General features: G+C 64.9%; 17 protein-coding genes and 1 pseudogene. 3 read left to right on the top strand and 15 right to left on the bottom strand.

Annotated features, from left to right (window positions below; translation table 11 throughout):
- Nucleotides 1-42 precede the first annotated feature (42 nt).
- Both N7607_RS13090 and N7607_RS13085 read right to left on the bottom strand, forming a co-directional pair.
- Nucleotides 43-780, bottom strand: coding sequence for an anaerobic ribonucleoside-triphosphate reductase activating protein (locus N7607_RS13090; RefSeq protein ID WP_279865298.1), 738 nt, complete (start codon nucleotides 778-780; stop codon nucleotides 43-45).
- Between the two features lie 60 nt (nucleotides 781-840).
- A pseudogene (locus N7607_RS13085) lies at nucleotides 841-3,024 on the bottom strand (ribonucleoside triphosphate reductase); the annotation flags it as partial.
- A gap of 265 nt (nucleotides 3,025-3,289) precedes the next feature.
- Between N7607_RS13085 and hemN the strand changes: the two are divergent.
- Nucleotides 3,290-4,675, top strand: coding sequence for an oxygen-independent coproporphyrinogen III oxidase (gene hemN / locus N7607_RS13080; protein WP_279865299.1), 1,386 nt, complete (start codon nucleotides 3,290-3,292; stop codon nucleotides 4,673-4,675).
- A gap of 82 nt (nucleotides 4,676-4,757) precedes the next feature.
- On the opposite strand, the gene moaA is transcribed toward hemN, so the two are convergent.
- The 8 genes from moaA to N7607_RS13040 all read right to left on the bottom strand — a co-directional run bounded on the left by moaA (nucleotide 4,758) and on the right by N7607_RS13040 (nucleotide 16,400).
- Nucleotides 4,758-5,744, bottom strand: a complete 987-nt coding sequence (moaA, locus tag N7607_RS13075) for a GTP 3',8-cyclase MoaA (RefSeq protein WP_279865300.1) — start codon at nucleotides 5,742-5,744, stop codon at nucleotides 4,758-4,760.
- A gap of 24 nt (nucleotides 5,745-5,768) precedes the next feature.
- Nucleotides 5,769-6,731 carry a peptidylprolyl isomerase gene (locus N7607_RS13070; protein ID WP_279865302.1) on the bottom strand — a complete coding sequence of 321 codons (963 nt, stop codon included), beginning with the start codon at nucleotides 6,729-6,731 and terminating at the stop codon, nucleotides 5,769-5,771.
- A 63-nt stretch (nucleotides 6,732-6,794) separates the two neighbouring features.
- On the bottom strand, nucleotides 6,795-7,490 hold the full coding sequence (gene narI / locus N7607_RS13065) for a respiratory nitrate reductase subunit gamma (RefSeq protein WP_279865303.1): 696 nt from the start codon (nucleotides 7,488-7,490) through the stop codon (nucleotides 6,795-6,797).
- Nucleotides 7,483-8,238: a nitrate reductase molybdenum cofactor assembly chaperone gene (gene narJ / locus N7607_RS13060; RefSeq protein ID WP_279865304.1), complete on the bottom strand. Its 756-nt coding sequence runs from the start codon at nucleotides 8,236-8,238 to the stop codon at nucleotides 7,483-7,485. The genes narI and narJ overlap by 8 nt, the downstream gene beginning before the upstream one ends.
- Nucleotides 8,239-8,240: 2 nt before the next feature.
- On the bottom strand, nucleotides 8,241-9,779 hold the full coding sequence (gene narH, locus N7607_RS13055; RefSeq protein ID WP_279865305.1) for a nitrate reductase subunit beta: 1,539 nt from the start codon (nucleotides 9,777-9,779) through the stop codon (nucleotides 8,241-8,243).
- Nucleotides 9,780-9,879: 100 nt separating this feature from the next.
- Nucleotides 9,880-13,638, bottom strand: a complete 3,759-nt coding sequence (locus N7607_RS13050; protein WP_279865306.1) for a nitrate reductase subunit alpha — start codon at nucleotides 13,636-13,638, stop codon at nucleotides 9,880-9,882.
- A gap of 67 nt (nucleotides 13,639-13,705) precedes the next feature.
- Entirely contained in the window at nucleotides 13,706-15,121 is a 1,416-nt protein-coding gene (locus tag N7607_RS13045; protein ID WP_279865307.1) for a NarK family nitrate/nitrite MFS transporter, read from the bottom strand.
- Nucleotides 15,122-15,131: 10 nt separating this feature from the next.
- Nucleotides 15,132-16,400, bottom strand: a complete 1,269-nt coding sequence (locus N7607_RS13040; RefSeq protein WP_279865308.1) for a NarK/NasA family nitrate transporter — start codon at nucleotides 16,398-16,400, stop codon at nucleotides 15,132-15,134.
- A gap of 233 nt (nucleotides 16,401-16,633) precedes the next feature.
- On the opposite strand from N7607_RS13040, the gene N7607_RS13035 reads away from it, so the two are divergent.
- Together N7607_RS13035 and narL are read left to right on the top strand one after the other, a co-directional pair.
- Complete coding sequence (locus tag N7607_RS13035) at nucleotides 16,634-18,436, top strand: HAMP domain-containing protein (RefSeq protein WP_279865309.1); 1,803 nt, start codon at nucleotides 16,634-16,636, stop codon at nucleotides 18,434-18,436.
- Nucleotides 18,433-19,062: a two-component system response regulator NarL gene (gene narL / locus N7607_RS13030; RefSeq protein ID WP_279865310.1), complete on the top strand. Its 630-nt coding sequence runs from the start codon at nucleotides 18,433-18,435 to the stop codon at nucleotides 19,060-19,062. Before N7607_RS13035 ends, narL begins: the two co-directional genes overlap by 4 nt.
- Before the next feature lie 9 nt (nucleotides 19,063-19,071).
- Here narL and can read toward each other — a convergent pair whose 3' ends face one another.
- From can to N7607_RS13005, 5 genes are all read right to left on the bottom strand, one after another.
- Nucleotides 19,072-19,713, bottom strand: coding sequence for a carbonate dehydratase (can, locus tag N7607_RS13025; protein ID WP_279865311.1), 642 nt, complete (start codon nucleotides 19,711-19,713; stop codon nucleotides 19,072-19,074).
- A 74-nt stretch (nucleotides 19,714-19,787) separates the two neighbouring features.
- Nucleotides 19,788-20,597 carry a TOBE domain-containing protein gene (locus tag N7607_RS13020; protein WP_279865313.1) on the bottom strand — a complete coding sequence of 270 codons (810 nt, stop codon included), beginning with the start codon at nucleotides 20,595-20,597 and terminating at the stop codon, nucleotides 19,788-19,790.
- Nucleotides 20,598-20,681: 84 nt separating this feature from the next.
- On the bottom strand, nucleotides 20,682-21,221 hold the full coding sequence (locus tag N7607_RS13015) for a molybdopterin-dependent oxidoreductase (RefSeq protein ID WP_279865314.1): 540 nt from the start codon (nucleotides 21,219-21,221) through the stop codon (nucleotides 20,682-20,684).
- 19 nt (nucleotides 21,222-21,240) lie between these two features.
- Nucleotides 21,241-23,226: a TonB-dependent receptor gene (locus N7607_RS13010; RefSeq protein WP_279865316.1), complete on the bottom strand. Its 1,986-nt coding sequence runs from the start codon at nucleotides 23,224-23,226 to the stop codon at nucleotides 21,241-21,243.
- Nucleotides 23,227-23,281: 55 nt separating this feature from the next.
- On the bottom strand, nucleotides 23,282-23,977 hold the full coding sequence (locus tag N7607_RS13005) for an ATP-binding cassette domain-containing protein (protein ID WP_279865317.1): 696 nt from the start codon (nucleotides 23,975-23,977) through the stop codon (nucleotides 23,282-23,284).

The raw sequence follows: 23,977 nt of genomic DNA, 5'->3' as shown, positions 1-23,977 counted from the left end.
GGCTTTTGCGCGAAAGGACTACCGGGGGGCAACCGAGGATCGTCAGGCCTGGCGCAGCTCGAAGTGGCTGAACAGCTGGCGCAGATAGGGCCATAGCTCCGCGGCCTCGGCAGGTGTCGCGGCGGGGCCGAGATGCTCGTCCAGCATCCGCTCGGGGCGCGCCAGCTGCACGGCGAAGCGCTTGACTCCCAGCGTGGCCAGGCGTTCGGTGAGGCGTTGCAGGCGCTGGCAGTCGAACAGCTGCCAGTGCACGGTGGTGCGGCACTCGAAGTCCACACCGCTGTCGAGCAGCAACTCCAGGCTGTCCCAGTTGGCCTGGCCGCTGCCAGGCACGCCGGTAATCAGCTGCACATCTTCCTCCAGCGCCTTGACGTCGAAGCCGACCCAGTCGCACAGCGGCAGCACCCGACGCAGCAGGTTGGGCTTGATGCCCGCACTGTGCAGGCCGACCTTGAAGCCCATGTCCCGCACCTTGCGCATGGCGGCCGGCAGGGCCGGCTGCAGGGTGGCCTCGCCACCGCTGAATACCACGGCATCGAGCAGACCGCGGCGACGCCGCAGGAAAGTCATGATCTCCTGCCAGCTGACAGCGGAGGCGCTGCTCTGCGCCCTGATCAGCTCGGGATTGTGGCAGTAGCTGCAGCGCCAGGCGCAGCCCTGGCAGAACAGCACGCAGGCCAGGTGGTCGGGGTAGTCGATGGTGGTCAGCGGCAGCAACCCGCCGACTCTCAGCGAGAACTCGCGCCGGCGGTGATCCGCCTGGCAATAGATCGAACTCATCACGCGCTCCTGGCTGGGTCCCGCCCGGCGGCGCCGGGCGGGTGGTGGCGACTATCGCGGTTCGCAGAAATGCTGGCGCTCGCGATGCTCGGACTGCTTGCCGGGATTGAAGGCGGAGACCGGGCGGTGATAGCCCATGACCCGGGTCCACACTTCGCAACGTTGGCGCTGGGTTTCGGGGAGTTGCATGGCTTGCTTCATGGTGTTGCTCCTTGCTGTGGGAAAAACTCAGGTACAGACGGCGCTGCACTGCTGCTTCTGCAACAGCACCTCGTCGCACTTCGGACAGAACTCGTGCTCGCCCGCCAGGTAGCCGTGCACCGGGCAGATGGAGAAGGTCGGGGTGATGGTCAGGTACGGCAGGCGGAAGCGTGACAGCGCCTTGCGCACCAGCTGCTTGCAGGCCTGGGCCGACGAGATGCGCTCGGCCATGTACAGGTGCAGCACGGTGCCGCCGGTGTACTTGCACTGCAGCTCGTCCTGCAGGGCCAGTGCCTCGAACGGATCCTCGGTAAAGCCCACCGGCAGCTGCGACGAGTTGGTGTAGTACGGCGCCTCGGCCGTGCCGGCCTGGAGGATGTCGGGGTAGCGCTTGCGATCTTCCTTGGCGAAGCGGTAGGTGGTGCCCTCCGCCGGCGTCGCCTCCAGGTTGTACAGGTGGCCGCTGTGCTCCTGGAACTGCACCAGCCTCTCGCGCACGTGGTCCAGCACCTCCAGCGCCAGGCGATGCCCGGCCTGGGTGTGCAGGCCGTCGCGGTCGCCGCTGAAGTTGCGCAGCATCTCGTGCAGGCCGTTCACGCCGATGGTGGAGAAGTGATTGCGCAGGGTGCCCAGGTAGCGCTTGGTATAGGGATAGAGGCCGGCATCCATGTGGTGCTGGATCACCTTGCGCTTCACTTCCAGGCTCTCGTAGGCCATCTGCAGCAGCTCGTCCAGACGCTGCAGCAGTCCCTCCAGGTTGTCCCGGAAGAGATGCCCCAGACGCGCGCAGTTGATGGTCACCACGCCGAGGGAACCGGTCTGCTCGGCCGAGCCGAACAGACCATTGCCACGTTTGAGCAGCTCGCGCACGTCCAGTTGCAGGCGGCAGCACATGGAGCGCACCTGGTTGGGCTGCATGTCCGAGTTGAGGAAGTTCTGGAAGTACGGCAGGCCGTAGCGCGCCGTCATGTCGAACAGGCGCGTGGCGTTGTCGCTGTCCCAGGGGAAGTCGTGGGTGATGTTGTAGGTCGGGATCGGGAAGGTGAACACCCTGCCCTTGGCATCCCCAGCCATCATCACCTCGATGTAGGCGCGGTTGATCAGGTCCATCTCCACCTGCAGGTCGCCGTAGCTGAACGGCATCTCTACCCCGCCGATCACCGGTACCTGCTCGCGCAGGTCTTCCGGGCAGACCCAGTCGAAGGTCAGGTTGGTGAAAGGCGTCTGGGTGCCCCAGCGCGACGGTACGTTGAGGTTGTAGATGAACTCCTGCAGCGACTGGCGGACCTGCTCGTAGCTCAGCCGGTCGTGACGCACGTACGGTGCCAGGTAGGTATCGAAGGAACTGAATGCCTGGGCGCCGGCCCACTCGTTCTGCAATGTGCCGAGGAAGTTGACCATCTGGCTCAATGCGCTGGACAGGTGCCTGGGCGGGCCCGCCTCCACGCGCCCCGGCACGCCGTTCAGCCCCTCGTGCAGCAGGGTGCGCAGCGACCAGCCGGCGCAGTAGCCGGCGAGCATGTCGAGGTCATGAATATGCAGGTCGGCCTCACGGTGGGCCAGACCGATCTCCGGACTGTAGACCTCGTCCAGCCAGTAGTTGGCCGTCACCTTGCCGGCGACGTTGAGGATCAGGCCGCCCAGCGAGTAGCCCTGGTTGGCATTGGCCTGTACGCGCCAGTCCTCGCGCTTGAGGTATTCGTTCATCGAAGCTGCCACGTCGACCAGCGTCTTGCGCTCGCGGCGCAGGCGACCGTGGCGCTCCCGGTAGACGATGTAGGCCCTGGCAGTGGCGTAGAAGCCGGCCTCCATCAGCACCAGCTCGACCTTGTCCTGCACCTTCTCCACGCCGAGACTGCGGAATTCCAGCAGGCGTGCCAGCACGGCCTCGGTCAGGGCTGCTGCCTCTAGGTCGCCGAACTCGCCGGTGGCACGCCCGGCGGCGGCGATGGCGCGCTCGATCTTGGCAGCGTCGAACGGCACTTCGCTACCATCGCGTTTGAGCAGCAGCTGCGGCCTGTGGAACCCCGGACCGGCACCCATATCAACCTCCTTAGATCACATCATCTAGTTGTTATTTCATGAACGAAACACAAGATGATGTGAATTTACCCAAGGAGGCTCACGGCAACTTGACCATCGTCAAGTTCACCCCGCGATCCCTTTCACAACCCCACCAGCGCAACATCTGGTGCTGGCCAAGGATGGCCTGGCGCATCTACTGTGTGAGCATGTCATCACACGGAAGCCGCCTCGGTGTGCGGGTCATGCCGCATCCGTTGCGCCGGCTACGAAGGAGTGCGTCACCATGGCTCATCCACTGAGCTTCGACCGCGCCCTGGTCGAGAAATACGACCGTCCCGGTCCCCGCTACACCTCCTACCCCACCGCGCCGCAGTTTCACTCGGCCTTCGCCATGGACGACTACCGGCAGGCCGCGCAGCGCAGCAACCTGGCGCCCGCCAAGCCGCTGTCGGTATACATCCACATCCCGTTCTGCAAAAGCCTCTGCTACTACTGCGCCTGCAACAAGATCATCACCCAGAAGACCCACCGTGCCGTCGAGTACCTCGACTACCTCAAGCGCGAGATCGCCATGCAGGCAGCGCTGTTCGACCCGGCGCGCAAGCTGACCCAGCTGCACCTGGGCGGCGGCACCCCGACCTACCTGAGCGGCGAGCAGCTCGGCGAGCTGATGGACTGCCTGCGCCTGCACTTCAACCTCGACGAGAGCGACGACCACGAGTTCTCCATCGAGGTCGACCCGCGCACCATCGAGGTCGAGCGTATCGCCGAGCTGCGCCGCCAGGGCTTCAACCGCCTGAGCTTCGGCGTACAGGACTTCGACGAGCAGGTGCAGGTCGCGGTCAATCGCCTGCAGAGCGAGCAGCAGGTCTATGACCTCGTGGCTGCGGCTCGTGGGGCACAGTTCAAGTCCGTGTCGGTAGACCTGATCTACGGCTTGCCGCTGCAGACCGTGGCCAGCTTCGACGCGACCCTAAGCAAGATCGTCGCCCTGCGCCCGGACCGCATCGCCGCCTATAGCTACGCCCACCTGCCGGAGCTGGTGCGGGCTCAACGCCTGATTCGCCGCGAGGACATGCCGCCACCGGAGCGCAAGCTGGAGCTGCTGGAGCTGACCATCGCCCGTCTCACCGCTGCCGGCTATGTCTACATCGGCATGGACCACTTCGCCCTGCCCGACGACGAACTGGTCGTGGCCCGCGAGCAAGGCCGTCTGCAGCGCAACTTCCAGGGCTATTCGACCCATGCCGAATGCGACCTGATCGGCCTGGGCGTGTCGTCAATCGGCAAGGTCGGCGACTGCTACAGCCAGAGCGTCAAGGAACTCTCCCAGTACTACGCGCGCCTCGACCAGGGCCTGCTGCCGGTGCACCGCGGCTACCGCCTGAACGCCGACGATGTATTGCGCGGCGAGGTGATCGGCGCCCTGATGTGCCACGGCCGCGTCGACTTCGCTACGGTGGAGGCGCGCCACGGCATTCGCTTCCAGGAATACTTCGCCGATTCGCTGGCTGCCCTCCGGGAGCACCTGGCCGACGGCCTGGTGGAGCTGCGCGGCGACGCCCTGCTATTGCTGCCGCGCGGCCAGCTGCTGATGCGCAGCGTGGCCATGGCATTCGACGCCTACCTCGGCGCCAATCAGCCCGGGCGCTTCTCGCGCACGGTCTAGACTGCGCCCCCGGGGAATAAAAGGCCATGCCGCGGAGGGCGTGGCAATGCCTGACGACCAGGCAAGAGGGAGATCGGGGAGTTCAGCCGCCGGTGGCGTTCATGAAGCGCAGGATCTGCACATCACCGACATCGAATTCGTGGCGCAGCGGCTTGCGCAGCAGCGCGGCGCGGACGGCGGCCAGCATCGGCTCGTCGTTGCCGGGGTGGCGGCGCATCAGGGCGCGCAGGTCGACCGAGTGTTCGTGGCCGAGACACAGCAGCAGGCGCCCCTCCGTGGTCAGTCGTACGCGGTTGCAGGTGGCGCAGAAGTTGTGGCTGTGCGGCGAGATGAGGCCGACGCGAGTGTCGGGGAAGCCGGCAAGGCGCAGGTAACGCGCCGGACCGCCGCTCTGCTCGGCGCTGTCGAGCAGGCTGAAATGCTCGCCGACACGCTCGCGGACCCAGTCGCTGGAGCAATAACTCTCGCCACGCTCGCGCCCCACCTGACCCAGCGGCATCTCCTCGATGAAGCTGATATCGAGCCCTCTGTCGACGGCGAACTCGACCAGCTCCACGACCTCGTCGGCGTTGCGTCCGTGCATCACCACCACGTTCAATTTGATCCGCTCGAACCCGGCCTGCTGCGCCGCGTCGATGCCGGCGAGCACTTGCGCCAGCTCACCGGTACGGGTGATTGCCCTGAAGCGTTCCGGCCTCAGGCTGTCCAGGCTGATGTTGAGGCGACGCACGCCGGCCTCGGCCAACGGCCGGGCCAGCTTGGTCAGCTGCGAGCCATTGGTGGTCATCACCAGCTCGCGCAGCCCCGGCAGTGCGGCGATGCGCTGGCACAGGCCGATTACCCCGGGACGCACCAGCGGTTCGCCGCCGGTCAGGCGAATCTTCCTAGTGCCGTTGGCCACGAACAGCCGCGCTACCCGCTCCAGCTCCTCCAGCGTCAACACCTGCTGGCGCGGCAGGAAGGTCATGTCCTCGGCCATGCAGTAGATGCAGCGGAAGTCGCAGCGATCGGTGACCGACAGCCGCAGATAGTCGATGGAGCGACCGAATCCATCCTGCAGACCGTTCATGGAATCTCCCCAGGCTCGCGCCACTTACTGCAACAGGGGGCTGTCGGCGCCTTCCAGGGCGATGCCCTGGATGTCCGCCTGGCCCACCAGGTTCTTCAGGTACTGTGACACCGCGACCTGCCAGACCCGCTGGTCCAGCTCGGCGCGGATGGCCCCGACCACTGCCTCGAACGGCAGCTGCTGGCCCTCGACGCGCTGGTCTACCTGCACCACGTGGAAACCATAGCGGCTTTCCAGCGGATGCGTGGCCAGGCCAAGCGGCAGGCGGAACAGCTGGCGCTCGAACTCCGGCACCGTCTGGCCCTGGCTGATCTGGCCCAGGGCACCGCCCTGCTCCTTCGAAGGGCAATCCGAGTGCAGCCGCGCCAGTTCGGCGAAACGCTCGATGTCGCCGCGCAACTGGGTGACCAGTTCTTCGGCGCGCTCCTGGGTACGGCTGCGCTCCAGCGCGTCGTCCGCCGGGCAGCCCAGCAGGATGTGTCGGGCCGCCAGCAGAGGCGCACTGGCGAAGCGCGACAGGTTACGCTCGTAATAGCGTTTGCAGGTGTCCTCGTCGGCTCTTGGCAGCGGCACTTCGAGCTCGATCAGGGTACGGGTCAACGCCTCCTCCTCGCTCTCGCCGCCGGCCGCGCGGACCTGCAGGCCCAGCTCGGCGGCGCGCTGCTGCAGCAGCTCGCGAATCACCAGCGCCTGGCTGGCCAGGAACACCGCCTCGCGGCGGCTAGCCGCAGGGTGGTACTGCAACTCCTGGGCGATCGCCTCGCGGGCGATGGGCAGCCCGTTGACCTTGATCCGCGGCCACTCCTGCTCGCTGCTGGCGATCAGTTCGGGGGCTGACTCGTCCTCCTCGGCTTCCGGCTCGTCGGCGCTGGGCCGCGACTCAGGCACCACTTCCTGTACCACCGGCGCATTGGCCGGCACGTCCACGACCGGCTGGCTGCCAGCGCAGCCGCTACCGCTACCATTACCACCGCATCCACAACCCATGATGGGATCTCCTCGATTCATGAAGGGTAGCGAGGGCCGCCACGCAGCCCCCGCGGACAGACATCAGGCCTTTTGCCGCACGATCTGGTAGCGCCGCCCCAGGTACCAGACCGGCGCACTGACGATGTGCACCAGGCGGGTGAAGGGGAACAGCACGAACAGGCTCAGGCCGAGGAACACGTGCAGCTTGTACACCAGCCCCACCGGCGCGATGGTCGCGGCGGCCAGGGTCGGCTGCAGGGTCACGGTGTACTGCGCCCAGTCGGCCAGCATCACCATCACCGAGCCGTCCATATGCTGGGTGGAGGCGTAGATGGTGATCAGGCCCAGCACCAGCTGTACCAGCAGCACCAGTAGTACCAACACGTCCGAGCAGCTGGAGCTGGCGCGCACGCGCGCATCGCTCAGGCGCCGGTACAGCAGCATCAGCAGACCGATCAGGCACAGCACGCCGAAGAAGCCGCCAGAAACCATCGCCACCAGCTGTTTGTTCTCGGTACTGAGCAGGTGGTGGTAGACCGCCGATGGCGTCAGCAGGCCCACGAAGTGGCCGGCCAGCACGAACAGCACGCCGACGTGGAACAGGTTGCTGGCGATGCGCATGTAGCGATGCTCGGCCGGCGTGCGGTTGAAGATCTGGCTTGAGCCCGCCTTCCAGCTGTACTGGGACAGGTCGAAACGCGCCCAGCTGCCGATCAGGCAGATCGCCAGGGCGATGTAGGGATACACGCCGAAGGCGAGGAAATTCAGATTAGCCATTGCGCACCTCCTGGGCCGGCACGGCGGCCGCCCCTTCCTGCTTGAAATCGATCCAGTGCAGCGGCACCGGTACCTCCTCGCGCGCCTTGCCCGGCAACGCGGCCTGGCTCGGACAACGCTCCTGCTGCTCGGCCTTGAGGAAGTCCACGGCCTCCTCCTCCCACAGTTTGTCCAGCGCCTCCAGGCTGTCGTCGCGCACCTCCCCGGCCACCTGCTCGCGCACCTCGGCCACCGCTACCGACGGCTGTTCGCCGGCGATCTGCAGCAGTGCGCGGAAGCACGCGGCATAAGGGCTCTCGCGCTCCTCCAGGCGCGCCGCCAGCAGGGCCAGCAGGTGCGCCACGTCGGCCAGGCCCTCGCGTGCCTCCAGCTCATCACGGCTGGCCAGGTACTCCAGGTACAGCGGGATGTAGTCGGGCAGTTCACGCACGCCGATGGCGAAGCCGGCGGCCTCGTATTGAGCCATCAGGTCGACCATGGCCTGGCCGCGGTCGCGGGACTCGCCATGCACATGCTCGAACAGCAGCAGCGACAGCGAACGGCCACGGTCGAACAGCTCGGTATAGCGCTCCTGCACATCCATCAGCTCGTCCCTGGCCAGCTCGTCGAGCAGGCGCAGCAGCGAGCCGCGCTGGTCGGGGCTGATCTCGCGGGCGCAACCGATGGCCTCATCCAGTACCGGGTGGGCGCCTTGCAGCGCCTCGTCCGGATAGTCGAGCAACAGGGAGATCACCTTGAGTATTTGCATGATCAGTCCTCCCAGATCTGCACGGTCTTGAGCACGTCACGGCGGTTGGCCTTCTTCGCGCCGAACATGTTGGTGTCGGAAGCGCCACTGCAGCCGCTACCAAAGCTGAAACCGCAACCGGAGCGCTCGGCGAAGGCATCGCTCATGGCCTCTTCGCGGTGCGCGGTGGGGATCACGAAGCGGTCCTCGTAGTTGGCGATGGCCAGGTAGCGATACATGTCCTCGCACTGCGCCACGCTCAGGCCGACGCTGCGCAGCACTTCGAGGTCCTGCACGCCATCCACCTGCTCGGCACGCTTGTAGGCCCGCATCGCCAGCAGCCGCTTGAGCGCCAGCTTGACCGGCTGCTCGTCGCCGGCGGTGAGCAGGTTGGCCAGGTAGCGCACCGGGATGCGCAGGCTGTCCACGTCCGGCAGCACGCCGTCCATGCTCACCGCGCCCTTCGCGGCGGCATTCTGGATGGGCGACAGCGGCGGCACGTACCAGACCATCGGCAGGGTGCGGTATTCCGGGTGCAGGGGCAGCGCCAGCTTCCAGTCCACCGCCAGCTTGTACACCGGCGACTTCTGCGCGGACTCGATCACCGACATCGGCACGCCGTCCTTGAGCGCCTGCTCGATCACCTTGGGATCGTTCGGGTCGAGGAAGATCTCCAGCTGCTTCTTGTACAGATCATGCTCGTCCGGCGTACTGGCCACCTCGTGAATGCGGTCGGCGTCGTACAGCAGCACGCCCAAGTAGCGGATGCGGCCCACGCAGGTTTCCGAGCACACGGTGGGCATGCCGGCCTCGATGCGCGGGTAGCAGAAGATGCACTTCTCGGACTTGCCGCTCTTCCAGTTGAAGTAGATCTTCTTGTACGGGCAGCCGCTGATGCACATGCGCCAGCCGCGGCACTTCTCCTGGTCGATCAGGACGATGCCGTCCTCCTCGCGCTTGTAGATCGCGCCGCTCGGGCAGGAAGCCGCGCACGCCGGGTTGAGGCAGTGCTCGCACAGGCGCGGCAGGTACATCATGAAGGTGTTCTCGTACTCGCCGTAGATGTCGGCCTGTACCTGGTCGAAGTTCTTGTCCTTGCGCCGCTTGGCGAACTCGGTGCCGAGGATCTCCTCCCAGTTGGGGCCCCACTCGATCTTCTCCATGCGCTTGCCGGAGATGGCCGAGCGCGGGCGCGCCACCGGCTGGTGGTCGCCGAGCGGCGCGGTGTGCAGGTGCTGGTAGTCGAAGTCGAACGGCTCGTAGTAGTCGTCGATGCTCGGCAGATCGGGGTTGGAGAAGATGTTCGCCAACACCCGGAACTTGCCGCCGATGCGCGGGTTGATCGAGCCATCCTTGTTGCGCACCCAGCCGCCCTTCCACTTGTCCTGGTTCTCCCATTCCTTGGGATAGCCGATGCCGGGCTTGGTCTCGACGTTGTTGAACCAGGCGTATTCCATGCCCTCGCGACTGGTCCAGACGTTCTTGCAGGTGATCGAGCAGGTATGGCAGCCGATGCACTTGTCCAGGTTCAGGACCATGCCTACTTGTGAGCGAATTTTCATTGTGCTGTCTCCACAACCGGAACCTGGATATCTCGCGCCGCGATGGTCCGGGGACCATGCGTTGCCACCTTGGGTGAACGGATCTTCATGGCAGCTCTCCTCACTCGATCTCGGTCGGCAGCGGTTGTGGCAGGTCGTCCCCATTGGGGCCATCCAGCCAGTCCACCTTGTTCATTTTTCTCACCACCACGAACTCGTCACGGTTGCAGCCCACGGTGCCGTAGTAGTTGAAGCCATAGGCCAGCTGGGCATAGCCGCCGATCATATGGGTGGGCTTGAGCACCACACGGGTCACCGAGTTGTGGTGGCCGCCGCGGGTCTTGGTGCTCTCCGCGCCGGGCACGTTCACGATGCGTTCCTGGGCGTGGTACATCATCACCATGCCTTCCTTCACCCGCTGGCTGACCACCGCACGAGCGGTCAGCGCACCGTTGGCGTTGAAGCACTCGATCCAGTCGTTGTCTTCGATGCCGACCTTCTTCGCGTCGATCTCGCTCATCCACACGATCGGGCCGCCACGGCTCAGGGTGAGCATGATCAGGTTGTCGGTGTAGGTGCTGTGGATGCCCCACTTCTGGTGCGGGGTGATCCAGTTCAGGCAGATCTCCGGGTTGCCGTTGGGCATCTTGCCCTGCACGTAGCCGGTCGAACGGGTGTTGATCGGCGGCCGATAGCTCATCAGTCCCTCGCCGAAGGCCAGCATCCAGGGGTGGTCCTGGTAGAACTGCTGGCGGCCGGTGATGGTGCGCCACGGGATCAGCTCGTGGACGTTGGTGTAGCCGGCGTTGTAGCTGACGTGCTCGTCTTCCAGGCCGGACCAGGTCGGGCTGGAGATGATCTTGCGCGGCTGCGCCTGGATGTCGCGGAAGCGGATCGCCTCGTGCTCCTTGGGCAGCGCCAGGTGACTGTGGTCACGGCCGGTGAACTCCGACAGCGCCGCCCAGGCCTTCACCGCGACATGGCCGTTGGTTTCCGGGGCCAGCGAGAGGATGACCTCGGCCGCGTCGATGGCCGACTCGATCTTCGGCCGCCCCTGGCTGACGCCCTCCTCGCGCACCTTGTAGTTCAGCTCGCCGAGGAACTCGACCTCGTGCTCGGTGTTCCAGTTGATGCCCTTGCCGCCGTTGCCGAGTTTGTCCAGCAGCGGGCCGAGCGAGGTGAACTTCTTGTAGGTGTTCGGGTAGTCGCGCTCGACCACCGTGATGTTCGGGCAGTTCTTGCCCGGTTGCGGCGCCTCGCCCGCGGTCTTCCAGTCGCTGCCGCCGAAGGGCTGCGCCAGTTCGCCGGGGGTGTCGTGCAGCAGCGGCACGGTCACCAGGTCCTTCTCCACGCCCAGGTGTCCCTTGGCCATTTCGGAGAAGGCCTTGGCGATGCCCTTGTAGATCTCCCAATCGGAGCGGGCTTCCCAGGCCGGGTCGATGGCCGCCGACAGGGGATGGATGAAGGGGTGCATGTCCGAGGTGTTCATGTCGTCCTTCTCGTACCAGGTGGCGGTCGGCAGGACGATGTCGGAGTAAACGCAGGTGGACGACATGCGGAAGTCGAGGGTAGTGACCAGGTCGAGCTTGCCGATGGCGCCCTCGTCCACCCACTCGGCATCGCTCGGCTTGAAGCCGTCGGCACGTTTGCCGAGGTCTTCGTTCATCACGCCGTTCTTGGTGCCCAGCAGGTACTTGAGCATGTACTCGTGGCCCTTGCCCGAACTGCCGAGCAGGTTGGAGCGCCAGATGAACATGTTGCGCGGGAAGTTCACCGGGTTGTCCGGCTGCTCGCAGGAGAAGCGCAGGCTGCCGTCGGCCAGCGACTTGACCACGTAGTCCTTGGCGTCCAGGCCGGCCACAGCGGCGTCGCGGGTGATCTGCAGCGGGTTGCGGTTGAGCTGCGGCGCGCTCGGCAGCCAGCCGGCACGCTCGGCGCGGATGTTGTAGTCGAGCATGTGCTCGGGGAACTGGCTCTTGTCGGCCAGGGGCGAAAGCACCTCGTGGATGCTCATCTTCTCGTGGCGCCACTGCGAACTGTGGTTGTAGAAGAAACTGGTGCCGTTCATCTGCCGCGACGGGCGGTGCCAGTCGAGGCCGAATGCCAGCGGCAGCCAGCCGCACTGCGGGCGCAGCTTCTCCTGACCGACGTAGTGGGCCCAGCCGCCACCGGTCTGCCCCACGCAGCCGCACAACATCAGCATGTTGATCAGGCCGCGGTAGTTCATGTCCATGTGGTACCAGTGGTTCATCGCCGCACCGACGATGATCATGGAGCGACCCTTGGTCTTGTCGGCGTTGTCGGCGAACTCGCGGGCGATCTGGATGGCCTTTTCGCGGCTGACGCCGGTGATCTTCTCCTGCCAGGCCGGGGTGCCAGGCACGCGGTCGTCGTCATAGTGGTTGGCGACGTTGGCGCCACCCAGACCGCGGTCGATGCCGAGGTTGGCGGCCATCAGGTCGAACACGCTGGCAACCTTGCCCTGGCTGCCGTCGGCGAGGATCAGGGTACGCACCGGCACGCGGCGCAGCTGAATCTCTTCGCCCGGCACATGGGTGAAATGCTCGTGGGCCTGGCCGCCGAAGTACGGGAAGGCCACTTCGGCCACCTCGCCACTGTCCAGCTGGCTCAGCTTGAGGTCGACGCCGCGCCCTTCGCGGCCCTCGCGGGCCTCGATATTCCACTTGCCCTTCTCGCCCCAGCGATAGCCGATCGAGCCCAGCGGCGAGACCAGTTCACCGCCGGCGTCCACGGCGATGGTCTTCCACTCGGGGTTGTTGTCCTGGCCGAGGTCACCGTCGAGATCGGAGGCACGCAGGAAGCGGTCGGCGCGGTAGCTGCCGTCCTTCTCCTCGAGCAGCACCAGCATCGGCAGGTCGGTGTAGCGCTTGGCGTAGTCGGTGAAGTAGGCGCTGGGGTTCTCCAGGTGGAATTCCTTGAAGATGACGTGGGCGAAGGCCTGTGCCAGCGCCGCGTCGGTACCCTGCTTGGGGTTGAGCCAGAGGTCGGTGAGCTTGGCCACCTCGGCGTAGTCCGGGGTGATGGCCACGGTCTTGGTGCCCTTGTAGCGCACCTCGGTGAAGAAGTGGGCGTCGGGGGTACGGGTCTGCGGAACGTTGGAGCCCCAGGCGATGATGTAGTTGGAGTTGTACCAGTCGGCCGACTCCGGCACGTCGGTCTGCTCGCCCCACACCTGCGGCGAGGATGGCGGCAGGTCGCAGTACCAGTCGTAGAAGCTCAGGCACACGCCGCCGATCAGCGACAGGTAACGCGAGCCGGCGGCGTAGCTGACCATGGACATGGCCGGGATCGGCGAGAAGCCGACCACGCGGTCCGGGCCGTACTGTTTGATGGTGTACACGTTGGAGGCAGCGATGATTTCGTTGACCTCGTTCCAGCTGGAGCGAATGAAGCCGCCCATGCCGCGCTTGCTCTTGTAGGACTCGGCCTTGGCCTTGTTCTCGACGATGCTGGCCCAGGCCTCCACCGGCGCCAGGGTGCGGCGCGCCTCGCGCCAGAGCTTCAGCAGCGGCTTGCGCACCTTGGGGTACTTCAGACGATTGGCGCTGTAGATGTACCAGCTGTAGCTGGCACCCCGCGGGCAGCCTCGCGGCTCGTGGTTGGGCAGGTCGTTACGGGTACGCGGGTAGTCGGTCTGCTGGGTTTCCCAGGTGATCAGGCCGTTCTTCACGTAGATCTTCCAGGAGCACGATCCGGTGCAGTTCACCCCGTGGGTGGATCGCACGATCTTGTCGTACTGCCAGCGCGCGCGGTAGACGTTCTCCCAGTCGCGCGACTCCTTGCGGGTCTCGCCGTGACCGTCGGCGAACTCTCCTTGCTTGCGGTTGAAGAAGCGCAGCTGGTCAAGTATGTGGCTCATTTTCTTTTCCTCTCAGGCTGAGCGCGGACGGTTAACCCCGCGCTCGTCATCATTGGTGAAGGCAAACTCAGCAGGGGGTCTGCGCGCCCTTGCGCGAGTACCACCACCAGGTGACCAGGATGCAGCTGACGTAGTAGCCAACGAACAGATACAGGGCGACCTCGGGCCCGCCGGTGAGGGCGATGGAGCTGCCGAAGGACTTGGGAATGAAGAAGGCGCCGAAGGCCCCGATGGCCGAGCTGAAGCCGAGCACCGCGGCCGACTCCTTGCCGGCGGCCTTGAGCGCCTGCTCGCGGACCGCTGCTCCCTTGCCGGCGCTCGCGCGCTCGTGCAGGGTGCGGAAGATCACCGGGATCATGCGGAAGGTGGAGCCGTTGCCGATGCCGGTGGTGACGAACAGCAGCATGAACATGGCGAGGAAACCGTAGAAATTGCCGCCCTGGCCGTTCTGCGGCAGGAAGGCGATCACCCCGAACACGGCGCCAATCATCAGCACGAAGTTCCACAGGGTGACCCGCGCACCACCGAGCTTGTCGGCCACCCAGCCGCCCAGCGGACGCACCAGGGCGCCGACCAATGGGCCGAGGAAGGCGAACTTGAGCGCGGTGACTTCCGGGAAGGAGGTCTTGATCAGCAGCGGGAAGGCCGCGGCAAAACCGATGAAGGAGCCGAAGGTAGCCAGGTATAGCCAGCACATCAGCCAGTTGTGCTTGCGCTTGAAGATCACCGCCTGTTCGGCGAAGGAGGCCTTGGCACTGGCCAGATCGTTCATCCCGAACCAGGCCGCCAGGGTCACCGCCGCGATCAGCGGTACCCAGATCAGACCGGCGTTCTGCAGCCACAGCTGGCTGCCGTCGGCCAGCTCCTGGGGCTTGCCGCCCACCACGCCGAACAGGCCGAAGCCGATCACCAGCGGCACCAGGAACTGCATGGCGGATACGCCCAGGTTGCCGAGCCCGGCATTCAGCCCCAGCGCGGTGCCCTGCTGGGCCTTGGGATAGAAGAAGCTGATGTTGGACATCGAGGAAGCGAAGTTGCCGCCGCCGAAACCGCACAGCAGGGCGATGATCACGAACACGCTGTAGGGAGTGCTCGGGTCCTGCACGGCGAAGCCCATCCACAGCGAGGGGATCAGCAACGACGCCGTGCTCAGCGCGGTCCAGCGCCGTCCGCCGAATACCGGCACCATGAAGGAGTAGAAGATGCGGAAGGTCGCCCCGGACAGCCCCGGCAACGCGGCCAGCCAGAACAGCTGGTCGGTGCTGAAGCCGAAGCCGATGGCGTTCAGGCGCACGATCACGGTGCTCCACACCATCCACACGGCGAACGCCAGGAACAGCGCCGGGATCGAGATCCACAGGTTGCGGGTGGCGATGGCCTTGCCGGTGGAGCCCCAGAAGTGCGGGTCCTCGGGGCGCCAATCCTCGATCACCGAGCCTTGCCGGGGCGGCTGCCCCATGGTCGGATTCTTGGTTGCAGACATGCTCGTCTCCTCAAGCGTCGGAAGCAGAACTCATGGGGCCGGTGGAGCCGGAACCCATGACTGGGGTTTTGCGAACTTCGCTGAGGTACATCCAGATCAGGGAGACCCAGACCACGCCGTACATCAGCATGAAGCAGGAGCTGCGCACGCCGGTGAGGTCCACCAGGGCGCCGAACATGATCGGCAGGACGAAGCCGCCCAGGCCGCCGGCCAGGCCGACGATGCCGGACACGGCGCCCATGCGATCGGGGAATTCGTTGGAGATGTACTTGAACACCGAGGCCTTGCCGAAGGCCCAGGCAATGCCCATGACGAACATCAGCGCGGTGAACACCCAGACGTTGAGGCCGATATGGAAGGTCTGCGGGCCGTTGACCGTGTGTATGGTGAAGTCGGTCTGCGGGTAGGACAGGACGAACAGGCATACCCAGCTCACCCACATCACCCACCAGGTGACGCTGTGGGCGCCCCAGCGGTCGCTCATCCAGCCGCCGATGGCGCGCAGCACGCCACCCGGCAGGGAGAAGCAGGCGGCCAGCAGGGCCGCGCTCTGCAGGCTGAAGCCGTACTCCTGGACGTAGTATTTGGTCATCCACAGGGCCAGCGCGACGTAGCCACCGAAGACGATCGAGTAGTACTGGCAGTAGCGCCAGACACGCGGGTCCTTCAGGGTCTTGAGTTGCTCGCCGAGGGACACACTGCTCGGTACGCGATGCGCCTTGTTCTCGTAGGTGAGGAACCAGAACAGCAGCGCGGAAATGAACATGATCGCCGAGTAGACCTTAGGCACCATCTGCCAGCTGGCCGCGGCGATGATCGCCGGGGCGAGGAACTTGGTCAGCGCGGAACCGGCGTTACCGGCGCCGAAGATACCCATCGCCAGACCCTGGCTGGACTTCTCGAACCACTTGGCGACGTAGGCGATGCCCACCGAGAATGAGCCGCCGGCCAGGCCGACGAACAGCCCCAGCACGAGGAACTGCCAGTACTGGGTGGCCTGGCTAATCAGGTAGATCGGCAGCACGCAGACCAGCATCAGCACGAAGAAGACGATGCGCCCGCCGAAGCGGTCGGTGAGCATGCCCAGCGGCAGGCGCACCAGGGACCCCGTGAGCACCGGGGTGGAAGCCAGCAGGCCGAACTGGGTCTCGTTGAGCTGCAGCAGCTCCTTGATGGGCACGCCGAGCACCGCGAACATCATCCACACCATGAAGCAGATGGTGAACGCAGCGGTGCTCATTCCCAGCACCAGCCCCTGTTGCACTTGCCGACTCGCCATGACCGCTCTCCCAAGCGACTCTCATGGCTCGCAGGCTATGCCCCGCCCCCTCGTCTCTCTTGATCCAGATCAAGGAGCACAGACCGCCACTGCTCCTACCATTGGCCCACATACCTCTAAAGGGATAGGCCGAAAATATGAAAAATATTCTTTTGAAATCAATTAGATACAAAATTGAATAGGCGCCTTTCGCGGGCCTGCGTGCCCCTCGGAACTCTTTGGAGGTAGCCGCCATGCTGGATTGGCTGAAAGGCTCCCTACCCGCCCGCGCAGGCCTGGCGGTGGTGCTCATCGCCACCCTCGCCTTCTCCAGCGCCTTCAGCGCCGTGCTGATTGCCTGGGTCAGCGAGGACGACGCCGCGGCCATCAACACCGCAGGCTCCCTGCGCATGGCCACCTACCGCCTGAACTGGCAGCTGGAGGCGAATGCATCGCCCCAGGCCATCGCCCATCTGCGCGACGACATGCAGCGCCGGCTCGACAGCAGCTCGCTCAAGCACATGATCGAGAGCGACGGCCAGAGCGCCGTGGCACAAGCCTTCAAGAGCGTCAGCGACAGCTGGCAGGACCAGCTGCTACCGGCGCTGGAGCGCGGCGACAGGATCACCTTCCAGCAGCAGTCGGAGGTCTTCATCGGCCAGCTCGAGCACTTCGTGCTGCTGCTGCAGAAGCAGAGCGAGAAACGCCAGGGCTGGCAGCAGAGCATCCAGGGTGCGGCACTGTTGATGACGGTGGTGATCCTGCTGGTAGGCATGTTCGAGTTGCAGAACAGCGTGATCACCCCGCTGCAGGAGCTGGTCGGCGCCACCGAGCGCTTCCGCAGTGGCGACCTCAACGCACGTATCGAGTACAGGTCGAGCGACGAGCTGGGGCAGATGGCCGACAGCTTCAATGCCATGGCCGATGCCATCGAGGACTCCCACCTGACCCTGGCATCGCGGGTCGCCGAGAAGACCCAGCAGTTGGCCCAGAGCAATGCCGCCCTGGAGCTGCTCTACCAGAGCAGCCGCAGCCTCGCCAGCAGCTCGGCCAACGCCGGGCAGCTCGACGCGCTGATCGACAGCTTCCAGCAACGCCTGCCCGGCCTGCGCCTGAGCCTGTGCCTGAAAGGCGACGCGCAGGACCCGGTCGAACATGTGATCGCCCTGCACGGCAGCGCCGCACGGGACATCTGCGCTCCCGCCGACTGTGCCAACTGCACGCGTCACGGCGGACATAACAGCCTGATCTACCCGATCAGCTCCCAGGGTAACAATCTCGGCGAGTTGCGCGCCCACTACATCGACCGCCACTCGCCACACCCCTGGGAGCGCGAACTGATCCAGGCGCTGTCGCACCTGATCGGCACCTCGCTGTCGCTGGAGCGCCAGCGCGAGCAGGACAACCGCCTGCTGCTGCTCGACGAGCGCACCACCATTGCCCGCGAGCTGCACGACTCGCTGGCCCAGGCCCTGTCCTACATGAAGCTGCAGGTGAGCCGCCTGCAGACGCTGATCCGCCGTGGCGAAGCAGGCGAGCGCCTGCTGGAGGTCAGTGACGAGCTGCGCGATGGCCTGAACAACGCCTACCGCCAGCTGCGCGAACTGCTCACCACCTTCCGCCTGCAGATCCAGGACGGCGGCATCGAGCAGGCACTGGACGAAACCGCTCGCGAATTCGCCGAGCGCGGCGGCATCCGGGTGCTGTTCGAAAGCTCTGCGCTGGCCTTCAGTCTATCGGCCACGGAGCAGATCCATGTGCTGCAGATCGCCCGCGAGGCACTTTCCAACTGCGCCCGCCACGCCCATGCCGAACAGGCCTGGATGAAACTGCAGCAGTCCGGCGAGGAAGTGCAGCTGCTCATAGAGGACGATGGCATTGGCATCACGCCGGGCTTCGACACCCGCCTGCACCACGGCCTGAACATCATGCACGAACGCGCCCGCAGTCTGGGCGGCAAGCTCGCCATCACCGCGCGCAAGCCTCAGGGCACATGCGTGGAACTGCGCTTCTGCCCCGAATTTCTGCGCCAACCGACTCTTGAGACCTCGCTATGAACGCTCACACCCTGCTGCTGGTCGACGACCATCCCATGATGCGTCGCGGTATCCGCCAGCTGATCGAACTGGAAAGCGACCTGGTGGTTGTCGGCGAGGCCAACAATGGTGAAGAAGCCTGCGACCAGGTCGCGCGGCTGGTTCCCGACCTGGTGTTGCTGGACAACAATATGCCCCAGCTCAATGGCGTTGAGACCCTCAAGCGCCTACGCGATCAGGGTTTCGTCGGCAAGGTGCTGCTGTTCACCGTCTCCGACGCCGAGAACGACGTGCGCGACGCCATGCGCTTCGGTGCCGACGGCTACCTGCTCAAGGACATGGAGCCGGAGCACCTGATCGCCCGCCTGCGCGACGTGCTGCACGGTACCCTGGTGGTCAGCCCCTCCCTGACCACCGTTCTCGCCCAGGCCCTGCGCGCGCCGCAGAGCGCCAGCTCGCTGGACCTGACCGACCGCGAGCGGCAGGTGCTGAAGATGATCGCCGCCGGCCTGAGCAACAAGATGATCGGCAACAAGCTCGGCATCACCGAGGGCACGGTGAAGGTGCATGTGAAGAACCTGCTGCACAAGCTCGGCCTGCGTTCCCGCGTGGAGGCCGCCGTGTGGGCCCTGGAGAACCTGCGCTGAGCCGCCGCGTCACTGGTCGTAGAGAAAGGTGTTGTCCAGCTGCGCGGCATCGTCAACCGTCACCTGCAGGTCTTTTACCAGGCCATCGTCGAGGCCGTAGATCCAGCCGTGCACGGCAAGCGGATGGCCTCGACGCCAGGCGTTCTGCACGATGGTGGTGTGACAGACATTGCGCACCTGGCGCTGTACGTTCAGCTCGCACAGCAGGTCGACCTGTTGCTCCGCATCCAGCCCCTCGAAGCGCTGCAGGTTCTGGTGATACAGGGCCTTGAGCGCCCGCAACCAGTTGTCGATCAGGCCCAGCTCCTCGTGGCCCAGCGCCGCGCGCACACCGCCGCAGCCGTAGTGGCCGCAGACGATCACCTGGCGCACCTGCAGCACATCGACCGCGTACTGCAGCACGGAGAGAAAATTCATGTCCGTGGCCACTACCATGTTGGCCACGTTGCGGTGCACGAACAGCTCGCCCGGCATCAGCCCGACCACCTCGTTGGCCGGCACCCGGCTGTCCGAGCAGCCGATCCAGAGAAACTCCGGGCGCTGCTGGCGCGCCAGTCGGGCGAAGAAGTTCGGATCGCGAGCGCGCAGCGACTCCGCCCAGTAACGGTTGTTGGCCAGTAAACGCTCGACGTCCACGGCAGGATTCTCCACGTCAGGTTACAGCCGCGAAAATGGCATGCCCCGCGCTGGCCGATCTTGTCCAAAATCAAGCTCGGCGAAGCGGCTCAGGCGGGAACGCCGAGGATCACACTGGAGGCCTTGAAGATCGCGGTGATCGCCTGCCCCTGCCGCAGATCGAGCGACCGAGCGCTGTCATTGGTGATGATCGCCGCCAAGGTAGGCCCTTCCGGCAGCGCTATCACCACCTCGGTATTGACCGCTCCCGGCTGGAGCCTGACCACCGAACCTGGCAACTGGTTACGCGCCGAGAAACGGGCACCTTCGCCGTCGGCGACCAGAACGATGGAGGAAGACTTGATCAGCGCAAAGACCTCGCTACCCAAGTCCAGCCCAAGCGCCTGCGTGCTGTCATGGGTGATCACGGCGACAATCCTCGCACCGCCTGCCACCGACAGCTCCACTTCGTCGTTGATGGCACCGATTTTCAGACCGCTCACGGTGCCGAGAAACTGATTGCGTGCACTGCTCTTCATACCCATCCGCCTCACCAGTAGATAGTCGTCGGCCATGCCTTCCGCCTGGCCACCGAGCTGAGTCACGAAACGCTGATGCTCGCGCTCGATCAGCCGGAAGTTGTCCACCAGGCGCTGTCCGCGCGTCGTCAGGTGCGTACCTCCGCCGCCCTTGCCGCCTACCAGGCGCTGCACCAGCGGCTCGCCCGCCAGATTGTTCATGGTATCGATGGCATCCCAGGCCGCCTTGTAGCTCATGCCCAACGACTTGGCCGCCTGGGTGATGGATCCGCACTCGGCGACCCTGGCGAGCAACGCCACTCGGCCACGCCCCCCGAAGTTCTCACCGGCAACCGTCATCCACAACGAGCCATGCAGCTGTATCGCGTTGTCCTTTTCCATTCTGACCTCTCGCCTAGGTGGCACTTTTTCTTGTTGACCGTGATGCGCCCGACGCCGTCCCTGGCGGCCTTGCGTGAGCGCGAGTCACTCGACGACCTTGACCACCGAGATGTCCTGCAGCCATTTGACATGGCGTGGTCCGGTCCTTGTGTCCTGCGCCGAAATCAGGGCTAGGCGCCCCTCATCCTGTCCCAGGGCCATACCATTCTTCTCGAAGAACACCAGCACACCATCGCCCAGCGGCGAGTTGAATACCTCGTTCCAGGAGAACACCACGGCATAGCCATCGCTGGCGCGTGCGACTATTGCCATCTTCTTCACATCATTGTGAGCAGGCGCCTTGATCTTCGCCCTGTCCAGCACGTCCCTCAGCCTTACTCCCTTGATGTCCTCCAGCTTGCCCCGGTCGGCACCGGACTGGCAGACCAGTTTGACCTCCGTCAGTTGCTGAACAGGAAAGCTGCGCAGCTGCGCCACATCGAGGTTCAGGCTGTGCTCGACAGCACCGGAAATGACAACGGATTGCGTCACGAAGCGCCCAGGATCCAGTAACTGCTCGGCGGCAGCGAGCTCGCCGCACAGCAGCATTGCAGTAAGAGTCGAGAGAATGCGAAATGCGCCCATTGTGAGTTTCTCCATGTGATCAGAAGCGGTAGTCGGCGTTGACGAACCAGGTGCGCCCGGCACTGGGGAAGCCATCGGCCAGGCTGTAGTCCTCGTCGGTGAGGTTGTTCAGGCCGGTCTCCAAAGTCATGGCCTCCTGCAGGCTGTAGGCGGCCTTGAAATTGAGTGTGGTGAATCCATCCAGGGATACCTGATCGGATGCCCAGCGGCTGCTGTCGTGCTCGGCGAAGGCCACCAGCTCCCAGCGCTCGGCGGGATAGAACGAGGCATGAACGATCAGCTTGTGTCGCGGCACATCGGTCAATTTGCGCGAGTCGGAGCGGTTGTCCAGATCGGTCAGGGTGTAGTTGCCGCCCAGTTCCAGCCAGCGGCTTACGGGGCTCGCCAGGCCCAGCTCGAGCCCTTGGGAGCGGACTTTGCCGACGTTCTGCATCTGCGCAGCAGTGCCCACCACATTGGCCACGGACTGGATCTTGTCGCTGATGTCGCTGTAGAACAGCGCGGCCTCTATCTCGAGCTGCCGCCAGGCCGTGCCACGGTAGCCCAGCTCATAGTTCAGGGCTCGCTCGGGCTGCAGGTCCGGGTTCTCCACATAGCTACCCAGACGCTGGGAGTAACGATCCTTGAGCGTCGGCAGGCGCGTCTTGCGCGCCACCGTGGCGTACAGTTGCGCGTTCGTGCTGAGGTCGAAGAACAGCCCGGCCTGGGCATCGCTGGCCGTTTGGCTATCGGGCAACGCATAGGGGTTGCCGCGACTGAAGACCGATTCGGGTTCGAGTCTGTGACGCGACGCGCCCAGCGACAGCAGCCAGCGAGAACCCAGCTGAATATTGTCCTCCAGTGCCAGGGAACTGAGGTCATCCTGGAAGCGGGCATTGGTGGTGCCGGCGCCGTCAACCTCCTCGTGCTCGTCGGACTTGTAATGGCCAACCAGGCGCAGCGTCTGAGCGGCCATGCGGCGCGACTCGAGTTCCACCGAGCCACCACTGGTACGGTCGTGATAGATGCTGCGGCCAGTACCGAGACTGCCGCGTCCAGCTGTTTTCAGCCGGTCGTAGGCGTCGTCCGTGTAAGACCTGACCTCGTTGTCATAACGGTCATGATAAAGACGCAGCTTGAGGCTCTCGAGGTCGCCCAAAGCCGTTTGCGAGACGAAGTACAGGCTCTCCTTGTCCCAATAGGGCCACTGCCAGTAGCGCGCCACACTCGGGTCAGTAGAGGGCGGCTGGCCCTTCTCGCCCTTCTGGCTGTAGTAACTGAGGGCGTACTCGTCGCCCTCTCTCGGCGTCAGCCCTAGCTTGAACGACAGCTTGCCGTCTTCGCGATAGGCATTATTGCGCTGCCCGCCGCGCTCGCTCGGGGTCGGATGGAAATCCGAGGGCAGCGGGAATCCCTCGTTCTCCAGGTAGGAAGCACCGCCCTGCAGGTACCAGGAGCCCTGGTTGGAGCCGACATTGACCGAGGTTCGTCGCTCGCTTTCCGAGCCCATGCCCACCGAGACGTCCCCCTCCAGCTCCCGGGTCGGCTTGCGCGAGATCAGGTTGATCGCACCGCCAAGCGCATTGGGCCCGTAGGCCACCGAACTGAAGCCCTTGGCCACCTGGATGGCCGACAGATCGGCGGTAGTGAAGCGGTTGAAGTCGATGTAGCCATCATAGGGCACATAGACTGGTATGCCATCGATGAACAGCGGTATCTGGCGCGAATCGAAACCACGTACATGGATGGTCTTCTCGTTGCGCGAATTGTTCGAGAGAGTCACACCGGAAAGCAGCGCCAAGGCATCCCCGACATTGTTTCGGTTGTAGCGGCGCATCTCTTCCTGGCTCACCACCGAGGCGACCTGAGCACTGCCGATTTCGCCGACCTCCTGCGCCTGCCCCACCACCAGAATGCTGCCGAGCGAGAAGGTCTGCTCCTGCCCCCATGCCACTGGCTGCATCGCCAGGGCGACGGCAACCGCCAGGCCGGAGCGCCTCAGGCGCCGCGTGCTTCTTTCATTCATCTGTTTCTGCTCCCAGGTCGTAATAGCAACTTGCATATAGCGATTGATAAATTTTTTATCCCCTTGCGGGCGCCTCCTCCCAGCTGCCCTTCAGCAGACCGCCATCGCACAACTGCAGAACCTGCTCACCAAACACCCTGGCGTCCTCCGGATCATGGGTGATCAACAGCAGCGGAATGCCCAGCTCGAGTTGCAGGGCATCCAGCTCGGTGCGCATCTGCCCGCGCAGGCGTTGGTCCAGGGCGGCGAATGGCTCATCCAGCAGCAGCGCCCGCGGCCGGGCCGCCAGGGCCCTGGCTAGGGCCACGCGCTGGCGTTGACCGCCGGAAAGCTCGCCAGGCAACTGGAGGGCTACTGCGCGCAGTTGGAACAGCTCCAGCCAGTGCTGAACCTCGGAACAGCTGCCCCGTACGGCAGGATTGCGCCAGCCCCCGTGCAGACCGAAGGCGATGTTTTGGGCCACGTTGAGGTGCGGGAACAACGCGTAGTCCTGAAACAGGTAGGCGATTTGCCGGGCCTGGGGAGGCAGGTCGATGCCTGCGGCGCTGTCGAACAGGGTGCGCCCGTCCAGGCGGATATGGCCGGAGTCTGGACGCAGCAGACCGGCAATGGCCTGCAGTGTCAGGCTCTTGCCCGAACCAGAGGGCCCGAGGATGACCAGCCGGGAACCATCGACGCGGAAATTCAGCTGCAGGTGAAAGGCGCGTCCGGCAGAGCGCAGAGTCTTGTGCAGGTCCACTTCGAGACGCAT

This window comes from Pseudomonas sp. GD04019 (genome assembly GCF_029837695.1).
GTDB lineage: Bacteria > Pseudomonadota > Gammaproteobacteria > Pseudomonadales > Pseudomonadaceae > Aquipseudomonas.
Note: the sequence above shows the minus strand (reverse complement) of the source record. Positions and strands in the feature narration are given on the sequence as shown.

Excerpts from the sequence above, each read along its gene's own strand:
- N7607_RS13090 (WP_279865298.1), bottom strand. The coding sequence starts at position 780 with ATGAGTTCGATCTATTGCCAGGCGGATCACCGCCGGCGCGAGTTCTCG.
- hemN (WP_279865299.1), top strand. The coding sequence starts at position 3,290 with ATGGCTCATCCACTGAGCTTCGACCGCGCCCTGGTCGAGAAATACGAC.
- moaA (WP_279865300.1), bottom strand. The coding sequence starts at position 5,744 with ATGAACGGTCTGCAGGATGGATTCGGTCGCTCCATCGACTATCTGCGG.
- N7607_RS13070 (WP_279865302.1), bottom strand. The coding sequence starts at position 6,731 with ATGGGTTGTGGATGCGGTGGTAATGGTAGCGGTAGCGGCTGCGCTGGC.
- narI (WP_279865303.1), bottom strand. The coding sequence starts at position 7,490 with ATGGCTAATCTGAATTTCCTCGCCTTCGGCGTGTATCCCTACATCGCC.
- narJ (WP_279865304.1), bottom strand. The coding sequence starts at position 8,238 with ATGCAAATACTCAAGGTGATCTCCCTGTTGCTCGACTATCCGGACGAG.
- narH (WP_279865305.1), bottom strand. The coding sequence starts at position 9,779 with ATGAAAATTCGCTCACAAGTAGGCATGGTCCTGAACCTGGACAAGTGC.
- N7607_RS13050 (WP_279865306.1), bottom strand. The coding sequence starts at position 13,638 with ATGAGCCACATACTTGACCAGCTGCGCTTCTTCAACCGCAAGCAAGGA.
- N7607_RS13045 (WP_279865307.1), bottom strand. The coding sequence starts at position 15,121 with ATGTCTGCAACCAAGAATCCGACCATGGGGCAGCCGCCCCGGCAAGGC.
- N7607_RS13040 (WP_279865308.1), bottom strand. The coding sequence starts at position 16,400 with ATGGCGAGTCGGCAAGTGCAACAGGGGCTGGTGCTGGGAATGAGCACC.
- N7607_RS13035 (WP_279865309.1), top strand. The coding sequence starts at position 16,634 with ATGCTGGATTGGCTGAAAGGCTCCCTACCCGCCCGCGCAGGCCTGGCG.
- narL (WP_279865310.1), top strand. The coding sequence starts at position 18,433 with ATGAACGCTCACACCCTGCTGCTGGTCGACGACCATCCCATGATGCGT.
- N7607_RS13020 (WP_279865313.1), bottom strand. The coding sequence starts at position 20,597 with ATGGAAAAGGACAACGCGATACAGCTGCATGGCTCGTTGTGGATGACG.
- N7607_RS13015 (WP_279865314.1), bottom strand. The coding sequence starts at position 21,221 with ATGGGCGCATTTCGCATTCTCTCGACTCTTACTGCAATGCTGCTGTGC.
- N7607_RS13010 (WP_279865316.1), bottom strand. The coding sequence starts at position 23,226 with ATGAATGAAAGAAGCACGCGGCGCCTGAGGCGCTCCGGCCTGGCGGTT.
- N7607_RS13005 (WP_279865317.1), bottom strand. The coding sequence starts at position 23,977 with ATGCGTCTCGAAGTGGACCTGCACAAGACTCTGCGCTCTGCCGGACGC.